The organism is Pseudomonas sp. SWRI179 (assembly GCF_014268705.1).
GTDB lineage: Bacteria > Pseudomonadota > Gammaproteobacteria > Pseudomonadales > Pseudomonadaceae > Aquipseudomonas > Aquipseudomonas zanjanensis.
In genome coordinates, this window is record NZ_JABWRA010000016.1 from 44,187 (window position 1) to 59,166 (window position 14,980).

Genomic DNA, 14,980 nt, shown 5'->3' on the forward strand with positions numbered 1-14,980 from the left:
CTTGATGCCATGACCGCTGCCTGCCTGATGACCACTTACCAACCCCTGGCGTTGAATTTCACCCATGGCTTGGGGACGCGCCTGTGGGACCAGGACGGCCGCGAATACCTCGATGCGGTGGCGGGCGTGGCGGTGACCAATGTCGGCCACTCCCACCCGCGGCTGGTGGCTGCCATCAGCGAGCAGGCCGGCCTGCTGTTGCATACGTCCAACCTGTACAGCATCGACTGGCAGCAGCGCCTGGCGCAAAAACTCACCCGGCTGTCCGGCCTGGAGCGAGCGTTTTTCAACAACTCGGGCGCCGAGGCCAACGAAACCGCGCTGAAACTGGCGCGCCTCTATGGCTGGCACAAGGGCATCGAGCAGCCGTTGGTGGTGGTCATGGACAACGCGTTCCATGGGCGCACCTTGGGCACTATGTCCGCCAGTGACGGTCCGTCCGTGCGGCTGGGCTACAACCGCTTGCCGGGGGACTTCATCAAGGTGCCGTTCGGCGATCTCGCGGCGCTGGAACAAATCCAGCAGGTTCACGCCGAGCGCATCGTCGCGGTGCTGGTGGAGCCGATCCAGGGTGAAAGCGGCGTGCAACTCGCCCCGCCGGGTTACCTCAAGGCCTTGCGGCAGCTGTGCAGCCGGCGCGCCTGGCTGTTGATGCTCGACGAGATCCAGACCGGCATCGGTCGTACCGGCCAATGGTTCGCGTTCCAGCACGAGGGCATCGTGCCGGACGTCATGACTCTGGCCAAAGGCCTGGGCAACGGCGTGCCCATTGGTGCCTGCCTGGCGCGGGGCAAGGCCGCCGAGCTGTTTACCCCGGGCAGTCACGGCAGCACGTTTGGTGGCAATCCATTGGCCTGTCGGGTCGGCTGCACGGTGCTGGACATCATCGAGGAACAAGCCCTGGTGGATAACGCCAGGCAGCAGGGCGAACAATTGCTGGGTCGGCTGCGGGCCGAACTGGCGGACAACCCGAACGTATTGGCGATTCGCGGCCAAGGCTTGATGATCGGCATCGAACTCAAGCAACCGGTCCGCGACCTGACCCTTCGTGCTGCCCAGGACCACGGCCTGCTGATCAATGTCACCCGGGGCCAGACCATTCGCCTGCTGCCGCCGCTGACGATCGATGGGCGCGAAGTGGAGATGATTGTCAGGGGCGTGAGCCGCTGTCTGGCGCAGGGTTGAGGATACTTCGCCCGGACGACGGATTCTTATCCGGCAGCCGGGCGAAGCGCAACGCAGCGGGACGGAATTTTTAACGGTTGTCGCGTTCCAACGCCTGCCAGAGTCGATTGCCTACACTTTGGCAACCAGACTGAAAATCCCAGGAGCATCTTCATGTTCACCTCGCGTCGCTTGATCGTTGTCGCTACTGCCGTGGCCTTGTTGTCCGGCTGTGCGTCGCCCAACCCCTATGACAACCAGGGCCAGGCCTCTACCGAATCGTCGGGCATGAGCAAAACCGCCAAGTACGGCGGCCTCGGTGCACTGGCGGGGGCGCTGGCCGGTGCGGCCATCGGTCACGATAACCGTGGCAAGGGCGCCTTGATCGGCGCGGCGGTGGTGGGGGCTTCCGCGGCCGGCTACGGCTACTACGCCGACCAGCAGGAAAAGAAACTGCGCGCCAGCATGGCCAATACCGGTGTTGAAGTGCAGCGCCAGGGCGACCAGATCAAGCTGATCATGCCGGGCAACATCACCTTCGCCACCGACTCGGCGAACATCGCGTCCAGCTTCTACCAGCCGCTGAACAACCTGGCCAACTCCCTCAAGGAGTTCAACCAGAACCAGATCGAAATCGTCGGCTACACCGATAGCACCGGCAGCCGCCAGCACAACATGGACCTGTCCCAGCGACGCGCCCAGAGCGTGGCGACCTACCTGACGTCCCAGGGCGTGAGCGGTGCCAACCTGTCGGCCCGTGGCGCCGGCCCGGACAACCCGGTGGCGAGCAACGCAGACGTCAATGGCCGCGCGCAGAACCGTCGGGTCGAGGTCAATCTCAAGGCGATTCCTGGGCAGCAGTACCAGGCGCCGCAGCAGCAGGGGCAAACTTACCAGCAGTATCCTTGATCGCTGGGCTGTAGGTGAAAAAGGTGTAGACCTATTTCAGGACTAGACACTTCATCTAGTCCTGGTGTCACGCTTGCTTTCCTTGCAGCTCTTTCATTGACGATCAGTTTACTATTTTGGAATTTGGTTAGCGCTTATGGGATAAATCCCCTCGCCACAATGGGGGGCGATCAACTGAGGCAAATGGCCAAACTGTTTTTAGCGGAAAAATCTACTTGTTAAAAATCAGTAGGTTGTAATTTGTTCCATGAGAGCTTGCTCCGGCTCGGCTGGGAGCGGAAGGTTTCTAATGCCCTCACGCCGCCATTGTTCGAGCTCGAAAGCGTGCCAAGAATCCTGGTGATATCGGTCTTGCGGCAGCGGGGGCTTCAAGGTTTGCGTTGGCGATTGGAACGGTGGTGCAGGACTCAACTTTGCGGTAGGCTCCAATCGGTTCGACATCCACGATAAAGTCGGTGTACTTTCCGTTCGTCTCTTTCCTGACCGCCAAGGCTTTCAAACCAAAATCTTCCATGACTCTCTGTGTTGTTTTGCCATTTGGTGTACTCCAAAAGGCATTGAATAACTCAGCAGAGCCGCTCTCCAGCGACTTTGTTTTGTTTAGCGTTTCGGCATTTATCACTTTCGATCGTCTGATCGTACTGGGTAAATGGCCAAAAAAATTATTTTTTTCAGCAACAAGCCGATATTGGTGTCGAGCCACATCATTCGCGAAAATTTTGCCGGAGTCGGCGTATTTAAAGTTTTGCTTGAACTCCCATTCATGCTTATTGAACACATTGAAGTATTTGCTCGGTTCCTGCAGGTCGGTCACTTTTGGGGTCGTTTTGGCAATGAACCCTAGGACGATTTTATGATTGAACTGTTCGGCGATACGTTCCGCCCTGCCTTGCGATTCTTTATCCACCTTGGCTAAACGACTGCCCAGATCATCGACCTCATACGAAATGAGAGAGGTCGGTTTGTTATTCTCGATGCGCAATGCAAGCGTTTCGTTCGCAATCGGCGACTTGAGCTCTGAGCCGTCCGCCAAGACAGGTGCCAAGCCTGCGATATCGCGCAATACAATGGGGCAGTTCTTGACCATGAGATACAAATTCAAGCCATCCAAGGTTCCGCTGGGATCCGGATTAACCCACCGCTGCAACCACGTCGCGTAATACCTGAACCCATAATAATAAAGCCCCGTCGCATCCCGCTCTTTCCCTGAATAACGCACGGTTTTGTAACTCGCCTCCACGTCATCGCGCCCGGCAAACCAGGCCGTACCGCCATACGGATGATACGTTTCGCGGCTGATCACTTGGGCATCGCTATCGAGTTCCAAACTGCTGGAGCCCATATGGTCGGTCAAGTTGTAGCGGTATTGGTCGTTGGAAATACCGGAGGGCGGTGGCGTTTCCCAGTGCAGCACCTGCATGGCACTGCGTCCGGCCTGCACGCAGATCACCTGCAACACTTCACCCGTGCCCGCGTGGGTACGGATTTCCAGACTCGGTAAATAACGAACTTCCGAAATCAGTGAACGGGCGTTGGTTTGGGTCGAGCGGACCTTGCGCCGTCTCATCCCGTCACCACCGTAGAGGTACAGTTCGCGATCATCATCAGCACTTTCACGCTCGACCGGTCTCACCTCGCGCAGTTGATTACGCAGGTCCCAAGCCATCGTTTGTCCTGGTTGCAACTCCAGCAAGTTTCCATTGCCATCAAACGCGGCGGCGATTTCCGCTTCGGTCGGTGGCTGGCCGTTGCGCTCAGGCAGGCAGCGGTTGCTATAACGCGCCGCCCTCAGTTTGCGGCTGTGGCCTTGCGGGCCGACATGGACCAGTTCCAGCAAGTTGCCACCGGCGTCGTAGTGGTAGGTTTGCTGATAGTTGGCGACGGCGCCCGGATCGTCGAAACGGTTGAACCCTGGTCCGCGACTGGCTGCTCCAGCCTCCCAGCCGGTGGCCTTGATCAGTTGATCAAGGCTGTCGTAGCTATAACGGTTGATCGGTTCAACCCGCTGGTTGGCGAAGTAGCGGATCGGCAGGGCATCGTCTCTAATGCTCAGGACATTGCCCACAGGATCGTAGTCGTAGTGCAGATCCTGCAGCGGTTCGCCGGCACCGCGCGCGGCGCGCAACTGAAGAAGGCGTCCGTCCTCGGCCCGGTAAGTCAGTGTGCTGACCACACCGTTACCGGCGGTTTCCTGCTCAACCTGGCCGTAGGCGTTGTAGGCAATATCACTGACCAGCGTCTGAGGCGTGGTTCGACTGCTCAGCTGCAGATGGCTGGCGAACAACTGCCCATCGACGGTGTAGTCGAACAGTTGCCGATTGCCCTTGGCATCGGTCTGCTCCAGCACATCGCCCAGCGGGTTGAAGCGTGTTGCGCTGGTGGCCGCTTGGGCCATGGGTTCCAAGAGGGCATCGCGATCGGGCACAAGCAGCGGCCAATCCGGTGAGGCCAGCGCTTGCAGGAATCGCTGGGTTTGCTCGAGGACGCCACCCGTCAGTGCGTATTCCTCCAAGGTCTGGGTGCCTGCCGGATCGTCGTGTCGGATCAATTGGGCGCATTGGTTGTGGGCGGCGAAATCATCATCGGCGTTGGCATACTCGTAGCGTTCGGTGCAGCGAGCCTCTTCGCCTTTGCCCTGTTCGAGGATGGCCAAAGGACGGAGCAGATTGTCGTACTCCAGCCGCCGTTCGGTGTACCGGCTGTCCCAGGTGTGAACAAGCTGATCGCCATCGCCGAACAGGCTGATCCGCTCACCCGCATCGACGCTGAGCGAACCCAGCACTTTGCCGGACAACGAATAGTGGTTGGATAAATTAGCGGGCGCACCTTCAGAACTGAGAGTCCCTAGCCTGGGATCCCACTGTTTGACCAGGCGGCCGATGGCGTCGCGAGCGCTGCGGTTGATTCGTTCTTCGGGTTCTGCTGCTTCGATGGCGCGGCAATAGGCGACTGAACGAACATCGAGCCCGCGAGGATCCACTACGGCCAAGGTAGGTGTGTGGACGTGAATGCTGGCGGTAAACCTCGACATGCTCAAACCTCTTTTAACCTTCAACTAGGAAGCTAATAGACTCGGCGGATTCCCCAATGAAGACTCTTCCAACGTATCGTTCTCATCCTCCGAAATCCCATACCACCCCAGATACCGCTGACGCCGCCAATACCCCATGGCCGTCACGGTCAACGTAGGCCGCCCGAGCGGATCGTAGAATTGCTGGTCGCAATGCCCGAAACGGCGGAACGATTCGTCCTTGATGTAGCGATGGCCATCGGCGAAGTAAGGTCGATAAACCCGCACCGCCAGGCCCTTATTGTTGTACTCGACCCGTTCACTGACTCGCCAGCGCTCGATGGCCGGGGCGGTGACGGGCTGGTCGCCGTCCAGCACGAGGGTGCCGTCGTCGGCGATTTGGTAGGCGTTTCCCGGCTCGACCTTTTGCTTGCTTTGCAGGACGCGGCCAAAGCCGTCCCAGCACTGAACGGCGATGCGGATCTTGCGCTCGGGGTTGTCCGGGAACTGCGGGTAGCGGTCGGCTTGCAGAGTCACCGCGTGGACCGGTTCCCCGTCGCGCATCCAACTGAAAGGGTCGCGAAAGCAGGCGCTGGCGGCGCCTTGCAAGGCGGCCTCCGGATCGGCAATGGCTTCAGTGGGAGAGCGGGTGAAGGGTTGGTGCTCGTCCAGTGGGTCGAAACCTACGTTTTCGCCGCGCTCGGTCCCGTGGAAACTGCTGACTGACAGTTCGCCAAAGGCGTCATAGCGGGCCTCTTGGATGTTCCGGTTCGGATCGACGATGCGACGCGGCAGCAGGAAGCGATAGTCCGTATCGACCACGCGGGTGCTGCAGCCGTCGGCGGTGGTGACACTGAGGGGCAGGCAATAATAAGGATCGAAGCCGATGTCCGTTGGCCCCTGGCTTTGGGTGGCTCGGCTGCTGATGACGCGATAGAAGCCTTCCAGTCCGGCATAAGTCATGAAGCCCTTGCGAACGGACCACAACACCCTGTCGGGTTCTGCCGGCAGTTGAGCGGGCATGGGGTGATAGCCGAGTTCGGGCAGCCGGGCATCCAGTTCCTCGGGACTGAGCACCGACGCATAGGCCTGCAACGCAGTTTCATCCAATTCGGCAGACTCAAGGTAGTCGGCCAAGGCCTCGAAGCTGGCTTCTCCCGCTGGCAGGGTTTGGCCTTCCTCTTGGTACCGTTGCTCGGACAGGTGGGCCAGTTCCCGCTGGAAAGGTTCGCTGGGCGGTGCATTGAGGCGATCGAACATCGCCTCATGGGAAATATCCTCCGGCCCCAACACGGCCTTTGACAACACCAGCGCATTGCCTCGGGATAGATAGGGCAGGCCCAGACGCCAGGCTTGCGGATCGTTGTCCAGATGAATGAACTGAGCGCGGTTTTCGCTCAGGTAGTAAAAACTCTGCGCGTCATCGTGGGAAGCGCACCACCAGGTTTGTTCGTGGTCTTTATCGAACGGAGGGTCATCATCGATGTCCTTGCGCCGGGCATAGGCGACGGTTACCTCATGGATCAGTCCGCCGTAACGATCCCAGGCCAGACTGATACGGTGGTGGCACAGCGGGTCGTCCGGCAGGCGCTCGTAGGTATAGGCAATCGATTCCAGTTCCAGCGGTTGCGTCCTGCAATAGGGTTGGTCGTCACCCCGTGTTTGCCACAAACGTACGGCAAGGCGTGACTGCTGCACCGAATAGGGAAGGGGTTGCAACGGGGCGAACACTTCGACCCGCAGCGGCATGCCGGCCATCGCATAGGCCATGTCATGCCAGGTGTCTTCGTCAGCGTTGCTGATAATTTCGTCCGGCTCGCCGTCTTGCGGTGCCAACAGCAGCGCCGGGCCGAGGGGCTTGGCCACGCGGTCTGATTGGTCGTAATCCAGGCCCGGTAGATCGGGGGTACGACCGGTATGGAACCAGCTCTTGCGCAGCACCGGCGCGGTAAAACCGGCCTGTCGCTGTTCGTCACCGGCGGTTTCGCTGTCATTTTGCATCACCAGGCCAAAGCCACGGAACTCGCGCTCCTGGCCGTCATAAAAGCCTTGGCGATACTCGAAATGTTGGGTCAACAGGTTGCCGGTGATTTCATCCTGTTGGGTTTGCCGTGACACCAGCGGCATCGGAAACGGTACATAGCTGGCAACTTCCGCGTCCGCCGCCCGTCGTTCCTGTTTCTCATCCAGCCACTCATGGACCGAGCTGCGGTAAAACACTTCCCCAACCGCCCCCATATTGTTGTTTGTCCGGTGCAGCAGATACGGCTTGGCCTCGACAAAGTCGCAGCGCCAGTGCCGGGGCTTCATGTGCGGTACGGTCAGCACGAGGCTCGAACAACCCAGCCCTTGCAAATCCGCGGCGCTCACTTGGCATAACCGGTCGTAACGCACGCCCGTCGGCCAGGGCAAAATCCGCGGGTTGGTTTCAAAACCCATGCCGGTGCGGTTCATGTAGATCTCGGCATGTTCGCTGGTGAGGTAGATCAGGTCAGCGGCGCCGGAACCGTCCAGGTCGGCGAGCAAGATTCGCGAGGCGTCGAAAGACTTGTAAGTATAGGACAGGGTGCCAAGGTGAAAACCTGGGGCGAACCGGCCATGACCGAGGTTGGGCCAGCAGACGATTTCGTTGTGGCGAATGCGCACCAGATGCTGCTGACCTGTGCCCAATACATCGCTGAACGCCACCAGTTCGGTCTGTGCCTGGCTCAATAAAGGCAGGCGATCCTTAGGTGCGGCTTCGATGCGATGCGGCACATCCAGGCCCTTGGCGAAACGGCCTTCGCGGCGATTGGCATACAAGCGCACGCTGCGTGGCCCGATCAGCGCCAGGTCGGACAGGCCGCCGCCCACCAGGTCGGCCAGTTGGCTTTGAGGATGAAAGAACTCCCGGGGGAAGGCCGCAGAGGTAACGAAATTCGACCAGCTGCGATCCGGGTTGAGGGTAAAAAAGCCGCTCGCACCGGGTTGCGCCATGACCCAATCCAGACGGCCATCGCCGGTGAGGTCCATCAGTGACTGGCGAACCGGTTTGCGGCTGTCCATCACGGGAATCGCATCCAGTCGTTGCCACTCGTCGTAGACCACCTCATCGGCCGTTCGCGTCGGTTGAGCGCGGAGCGGCTCGCGGTAGTACCAGGCCTTGTCACTGCGATAAAGCACGCCTGGAACACCCTCGCCATACAGGTCGACCAACTGGTATTGCTGGCCGTCGTTGAGGCCGGGCATGGCCTCGAACTGTTGATACTGGGCGTCGTCGGTCTTGAACGGCGAATAGTCGAACGCCACTGGCGGTCGCGATTCGATTTGCCCTTGTTCGTCATAGCCTTGTTGGTGCGCGGCGGATAGCAAGTTGTAGCCCAGGTCGGTGGTCTGATATTCGAAGAGCAGGCGTTGCACCAACAGCGGATCGCTGCCCAGTTCCGCAAAATTGTGGAACATCAGCACTTGCCGACACAGCCGCAGGTTACCCAGCAGGAAGCCATAGCCGTAGGTCGCGAAAGGATCGCTGCGCACCGGCCACGTACCGACTGGATCGTAGGTGGGGATTTGCTCCAGCCCGGTGTCGCGCTCGCCGTAATCGAAAATCAGGTCGAAGTGCCATTGCGCCTGTGCCAACTGCTCTGGCACCCAATGAAAGAGGTGGGCATTTGCCTGCGCATTGCCATAGCGCACCCGGCTCAAATAGCACTGGGCGCGGAAGTCGCGTGGCGTATCGGTGGGCATGCCGGCATGATCTTCGCCGGCATACTCGTAGAGGATATGTTCGCCGCGGGCGTTCATGGTTTCTTCCAGCAGCCATTCGCCAACGCGTAGGGCGTCTTCCACGTCCGTGCTACGTGACGATGGGTTGAAACCGTACAACTGCAAGCTGCCGTCGGCTCCGTGGATCAGCCAGAACCCTGGGTAGTCATCCGCTGAGCGCCAATGTTCGATACGCTCGAACGCGCCCTCGATACGCGGAAAATAACGTGCGACCTGATAATCGATGCCCAAGGCCAGGTCTCGATAGGTGCTCACTGTCGTGCGAATGATTTCCCCGGCGCTGTTGCGCTCCGGCATCCAGACGGTGCCATCGGGGCCCAATATGACATCGTCGTCGGTGTAATCCGGAACCCCCTTGCTGGTCCGTCGTGCCACGCAGCCCAGGGACAGCGCCCAACCGATCCCGAACAGGCTGTTACCGACGCTGCTGCCGTAACTGAGTTGCAGGGTGGGGGCGTAGCCGCGCCCAGGAGAAATTGGCAAGGGCAGGTCGAAGGACGCCTTGCCGGTGGCTCCGACGCCACCCCAGCCTTTGCCGACGCTCTGGATGGCGCCGCCGCCCTTGGGCAGGGAAGGTAGTGTAACGCTCAAGCGTTCCTGCTGGTCCATCGCCGGGCTCCGAACGGGTGTGCAGGTGCCCAATTTGGCGCGAACCGGCGCGCCTATCTACTGTCAGGATTGACAGTTGCCTAGTTGTTAATGGAATAAGAAAACGCGGCGCAGGTTTATTTCGTTTTGCATAGGGCGAAGCGTAGGTAGGCACCAGGCTGGTGTAAATAACACCGTCCAAAACCGGCGAGTCGTTGACTCTGTGCTCTGTGCAGGAAGGTCATGTTTTGATCGCTGATCGTGGTTTCGTCAACCGACGGAGCGTCAATGACGTACTTGATAATGGTGGCGACGTTTTGGTTCGAATGAACCTGAGCAGCCTGCCGCTGACGAACGAGGCTCTCCAGCAATTCCAAGCCGGCCCCAGTCAGGAACTGGCAGGCCTGGCGATGAACAGATCCACTTCAACCGCTTATCTAAAACCCACGGCGACCTGTAAGTCCTGACAGTAGCCGTTCCCCAAAGTCTGGAGTTTGATTACCCCGCATACCGAAATGATACGTGCCCCGGATTTATTGGAAGCGATGCCCGTAGGGGCGCTCCAAAATCCTTGGAGAAATTGATGCCATCCGACCGCCTCTTGCCTTCGAATCCTGACCCCTCAGCGTCCCGGGCGCCGCTGACGACAACCATGGCTGGGCTATTGAATCCGTCAGGAAGCGAAACAATCAATGCCATTGTCGCGCAGGCAGGTTCTATTCTTGAACTTGCGCGCGGGCGCCCTGAGCGGTGGCTTGCCCAGGGGCTGCGCAGCGGTCCGGCGCAGGAGCTTCACGAACGTGCGATGAGCGCGGCAATATGGATTGTGCGCCAATATCGCGAGCGCGAACTTCGTGGAGCCGATAGCCTGACTTACGATGTGCATCGGGGTTTTGCTTCGCTCACGGATGGGGCGCGCTATGACATGGAGTTCGATGAGGACTGGTCAAACATGGCCCGCCCGAACGCCATCGAAGCACGAACCTCGCCAGTCGCTTATCTGGTCAGTCTGTACAAAAAAGTGCTCTCGCTGGAACAAGCGGGAGGCGAGGATAAACGGTACCGTCTAGAGGTTCGGCGACCGGATATCGCCGCCCAGCTGCTTGATTCGGCGGCGATGACACGGGAATGCTCGGTGCTGTCGCTGTCGACGAAGATCTTGGAAGCATCGCTGCTCAGTGCTGGGCGATCATCGGATCCCGATGCCGTTGAGGCGGATAAGCTACTGGCGAGCGCACGTTATCCGCTTAGCATGCCCTACGAGCATTGGGTCGAGCAGCTTGAAGTAATTTTGTCGCTTTTTGACCAGTCGGTTTCAGCTTTTGGTGAACTGGCGCGTGCCACCGATCCGGATTTTCATTACTTTGCCTTGCCCAGCATGCAGACCGACCGCGGCGACGATACGTTTCTCCTGAGCCTGCCGATCGGCCCGGCGCGCCGGGAACTTCTCCTGGAGGCGCGATTCAACGGCGCCCAACCAACAAACGAAGCGCAAATAGCGGACTTTTACTGGACGACCTATCGGGTTTATTCCAAGTCATCCTTGGAAGACAGTGCGGAATTTTGCACGCGTACTGGGGCGACGCGCGAAGCACTGCCAGGATTGTTCGCGGTGGGGGAACAGGCGCCGACGTTGTCCCCGCATGTGTCGCCATCGACCGTTTCCCAGCAGGAGCCTGGTCCACAGGATTTTGGAGCGGTCTACATCAATGGTGCAACGCCCCCTGCCATTGAGCTGCGGGCAACGGATGAAACGCGGCGCGTCCATCTGCGAGAGCTGCCAGAGGACATGGAAACTGTCCCAGTCAATCCACCGGTTCAGCTTGAGAACCTGACGAATGACCACGCGGATCGGATCCACCGGCTGATGCGGCTCAGCCGATGGCTTGGCACCTCTTTTCGAGAGATGGATCAACTGATCGTCGCGGCCCATCGCGCCGAGAAGAAAACCGGAACGCCACAAATCACCCGCAATACCTTGAAGGTGCTTGGGATTTTCTGTGAGATGCGCACGCGTTATGGCGTGACCGCCGAGGATTTTGCCGCTTGGCTCGACAAGGTATCGATTTTTGGCGCCGGAGAAATGCTTCCCCAGTACGACCGTATCTTTGTCAATCACGGGCTTTTGGGAAGGCCCTTGATTCTCGACGATTCGCCGTTCAGCGCGCGGGTAGAAGACAACATGGATGAACGCGGGCGGGAAACCGTCCAGGCGATTTGTGCCAGCCTTGGCTTGGATACGTCCGAGTACACTTATATGGCTCGGGTTGTCGCCAGTGCCTACGACCCGCCACAACTCACCCGTAACCTGGAAATTTTGTCTTCCTTTTATCGCATTGCCAGCATCGCTCGGTACCTGCAAGTTCCTCCGACCGTCTTGATCGGGCTCGTGCAGACGCTCGGCCAGACGGGACCGATTCTGAAGCAGATTGCTGGCGTACCATCGATCGATGCACTGCCTTCGCTGGGCGCGACGGACTTTACCGCCGCGTTGATGGCTGTTGTCGAATGTGTGCGTTGGTGCCGGGACAAAGGCATCGATCTGGCCTGGCTTGTGCAAGCGCTGCGCTCAAATACGACCGTCCCCGTGGCCAGTGATAGCGAGCGACAACTGGTCTTCAGCTTGCATACGAGCTTGGAAGGCCTGCGTATTACCAATGAGGTCCTGAGGCAAGCCGGTGTTCCCACAACGCTGGATAACATGGACACCAAGGTTGGCATCGACTGGGTTTCAGCACTTACAGACGTTGTCGATGCACAGGGCATTGTGCTTGACGGCGTCTCGGGTTCGGATACGGATTATGCGCTCAGCATTCGCAACATTGTGGCCGATGTGGTGGAAAGGCTCGCCTCAAACGAGGATTTGATCCGGGAGGACCGGGGGGAGGCGGACACCCTGAAAAATATGGTGGTGGAGTCCGTGACGGCGGTCATCCTGCGGATGCGGGCTTCCCAGCGCGCTCTGGTCGAAGAGCATCTAGCCACTTACCTGGCGATATCGTCCGATCTCGTGCTGCCTCTTATGGATTGGGCCGACCAGAGCGTTTACGACATTTTGCGCTGGGTGTGGGAGACGGATGGCGTGGTAACCCCCGCGGCGTCCTTGCTCGCGATGGCTTTGCAGCGGTTGAGCCGCTCCGATCCGGTTGCACGACGTTTGCGCGCCGCCGTCTTGCCCAAGGACGCCGCCTTCATGGGCGAGGAAGACGACCTGGAAAACTGGAGCAATGTTGACGTTATGCTCCAGAAGCTGGGGAGCTTGCGTCGTTTGGCTGATATCGCCCGTCAGTTCGAGCTGGATGGCGAGTTCCTGAGTCGTCATGCGGCAAACAAGCGGCAGGTGGAAGGTTGGACTGACGCGCCCGATTTATTTGGATTTCGGCCAGGCTTGGATGACAGCGGGGCGATCACGCTCGCCACGCTGTACCACCTTCAAACCTACCGTGATGTCGCATCTCGTATGCAGGCGTCCCCTTCGGCACTGATGGATTACTTGTCCTTGGTCAACGATCCACAGGCGTTTGACCCTGATCTGTTCATCGAGAGTGAGGATTACGCGCGGCTGATGCAGGATGCGGCCGCCGTCAAGGTCGCGGAGATGCTGGGCCTCAGCGCGCGCGAGGTGCTTGAAGCGGTACGTTTCATCGCACCGTCGGGAGTGCTTACACAGCTGAGTCAATTCAATGGTTTGATCCGCATGCTGGAGATGGCTCGCACGAGCGAGCTAAGCATTCTGGCCCTGCATGAACTGGGCGGACTGCCGGTGTCCGCCAATACCGAAGATTATCGCAACGCCGTGCAATACGCGCTCGGTAGTCTCTACGCCGGTCGGCTTCAATTGGGCGGTTCCGGCAACGCCCCCGAGGTTGGCCAGGCGACAACGAGCGAGACGTCGGTCGACCGGACGCGCCTGGTGGCCAACGCGCTGGAGTTAGATCCGGTAAAAGCACAGGCGAGGTATCGCCTGCTGGTGCGGGACCTGAGCGGAAAGCCGCTGGTCAATATTCGGGTGCGTTGGGCCCTGACAGGCCCAGGCGTCTTGGACTCGGATATATCCCACACCGATTTCGATGGGGTAGTGAATGTCACATTGACGTCAGCTTCGCAGATGGGCATTGCAACGGTTTTTGCGATCATCGGACTCGACCAGCGTATTGCAATGCCTACGGTGACAATCGACTGCGACGAGGAAACGCTAGGCTTGCGTCAGCCCAGGCCCGAAGAGGACGGCGCGCCCAAACTCGCCGGTCGCCGTGAATCCTTTGAATTGTCCGCCACGGTGTACGACGATTTTGGCAACCGGGGACGTAATCGGCGTGTACGTTGGAGCGTTGTCGAAGGCGCCGGTCAGTTCAAGAAGGATACGACGATTGCCGATGCAAGCGGTGTCGCCCGCGCCCAGCTGTTCAGCAACGAGGAGGGGATAACGAAGGTCCAGGCCACCCTCGGTGCGGAGCTGACCCTCCAAGGTTTTGCCACGTTTCGCTTCATCGATGCGCCTTATATCGATAAGAATTTCTACAGGTTGCGCTTCAGGGGGCCGAATGTGCTCGGCCAGGACGTAACAATTGCCTGCCGCGTTCTCTCGCTGAGCGGAGCGGGCAAGTCGGAAGCACAAATCGACTGGCACGTGCAATTCGCCGATGGGACAGAGTACACACCGTCGGCAGTGGCTGTTTCAGACTCTGATGGATACGCAGTTTTCGAGCTGCCCGCGGCGGAGCTCAAGGAAGGCGCCATGACCGTTCGCGCAAGCCTCTTGCCTCCAAGCAGGCAGGACGACCGAGAGGACTCGTTCGAACAAGCCATGGCCATTCTCCCCGTGCCCAGGCTTGCCGCGGCGTCCCCAGCCAATGTGCTGGTGATTGCCCAGGCGGGTGAGGTGGCGCATATGCGGGTGCGGGTGGAAGCCGAGGTCGAGCCGGGCACCCCTGCGGGGTTTGAGGGGGTGGGCGAGTATCCCGTGCAATGGATTCTGGACCCCGATGGACCGAAAGAGACGCGGACCGATTCCGAAGGCATGGCGGTTTTTGCCGTACCGATTGATCGAGCTGGCGAATATGCGCTCACGGCAACACTCGATGCACTTGGGGGGCAGGTGGTCAGCTTCACGATAAAAGTCCTTGCCGAGCCGAATTGGCAATTCACCTTGACGCGGGTCGATCAGAAGGCGACCGAAGCCGAGTCGGACTCGCTGACCTTCGTCGTCGGCCAGCGCTACACCCTGACCCTGGTGGATACGTCCGACGCCAGCGATAGGACAGATCGCAAGATCGCCCTGACCTGGAGTGGGGTTAATCCGGTCGGCCAGGGATTGGTGGCGAACCCGAGCTTTTTGCAGATGCGCGAGCTTCCTGGGAACGGACTCTTGAGCTGGCAAATCGACTGCCGACAACTGCCCGATCCCAGGGCGGTCTTTTCGATCGGCGCGGCGCTGCAAGGCACCCGTTATAGCCGGATCCTGCGCACGAAAATCCAATGGGATGGCCAGTCATCCCGCCGACCGGGATCCTGAACGGGTCCTTACCCATTCACACCCACATC

Annotated in this window: 6 protein-coding genes; 4 read left to right on the forward strand and 2 right to left on the reverse strand. The window is 59.5% G+C overall.

All coding sequences use genetic code 11. The annotated features are described in order from the left end of the window. Positions 1 to 9: 9 nt before the first annotated feature. Both HU767_RS11435 and HU767_RS11440 read left to right on the forward strand, forming a co-directional pair. On the forward strand, positions 10 to 1,185 hold the full coding sequence (locus tag HU767_RS11435) for an aspartate aminotransferase family protein (protein ID WP_186729562.1): 1,176 nt from the start codon (positions 10 to 12) through the stop codon (positions 1,183 to 1,185). Between the two features lie 153 nt (positions 1,186 to 1,338). Beyond that, positions 1,339 to 2,073 (forward strand): OmpA family lipoprotein, encoded by a 735-nt coding sequence (locus HU767_RS11440; RefSeq protein ID WP_018604257.1) that lies wholly within the window; start codon positions 1,339 to 1,341, stop codon positions 2,071 to 2,073. Positions 2,074 to 2,368: 295 nt separating this feature from the next. Here the strand turns inward: HU767_RS11440 and HU767_RS11445 are convergent, their stop codons facing one another. After that, complete coding sequence (locus HU767_RS11445; protein WP_238349457.1) at positions 2,369 to 5,104, reverse strand: RHS repeat-associated core domain-containing protein; 2,736 nt, start codon at positions 5,102 to 5,104, stop codon at positions 2,369 to 2,371. A gap of 24 nt (positions 5,105 to 5,128) precedes the next feature. Then, the gene (locus HU767_RS11450) at positions 5,129 to 9,457 is read right to left on the reverse strand and encodes a SpvB/TcaC N-terminal domain-containing protein (protein ID WP_186729563.1); all 4,329 of its coding nucleotides are present in this window, start codon (positions 9,455 to 9,457) and stop codon (positions 5,129 to 5,131) included. Positions 9,458 to 9,684: 227 nt separating this feature from the next. On the opposite strand from HU767_RS11450, the gene HU767_RS11455 reads away from it, so the two are divergent. Together HU767_RS11455 and HU767_RS11460 are read left to right on the forward strand one after the other, a co-directional pair. Next, positions 9,685 to 9,903, forward strand: coding sequence for a hypothetical protein (locus tag HU767_RS11455; protein ID WP_186705100.1), 219 nt, complete (start codon positions 9,685 to 9,687; stop codon positions 9,901 to 9,903). A 116-nt stretch (positions 9,904 to 10,019) separates the two neighbouring features. After that, complete coding sequence (locus HU767_RS11460; RefSeq protein WP_186729564.1) at positions 10,020 to 14,951, forward strand: Tc toxin subunit A; 4,932 nt, start codon at positions 10,020 to 10,022, stop codon at positions 14,949 to 14,951. The last annotated feature ends 29 nt before the right edge of the window (positions 14,952 to 14,980 follow it).

What these genes read in the sequence shown, in the direction of transcription:
- HU767_RS11445 (WP_238349457.1), bottom strand. Translation starts at nt 5,104, where the DNA reads ATGTCGAGGTTTACCGCCAGCATTCACGTCCACACACCTACCTTGGCC.
- HU767_RS11435 (WP_186729562.1), top strand. Translation starts at nt 10, where the DNA reads ATGACCGCTGCCTGCCTGATGACCACTTACCAACCCCTGGCGTTGAAT.
- HU767_RS11460 (WP_186729564.1), top strand. Translation starts at nt 10,020, where the DNA reads ATGCCATCCGACCGCCTCTTGCCTTCGAATCCTGACCCCTCAGCGTCC.
- HU767_RS11440 (WP_018604257.1), top strand. Translation starts at nt 1,339, where the DNA reads ATGTTCACCTCGCGTCGCTTGATCGTTGTCGCTACTGCCGTGGCCTTG.
- HU767_RS11450 (WP_186729563.1), bottom strand. Translation starts at nt 9,457, where the DNA reads ATGGACCAGCAGGAACGCTTGAGCGTTACACTACCTTCCCTGCCCAAG.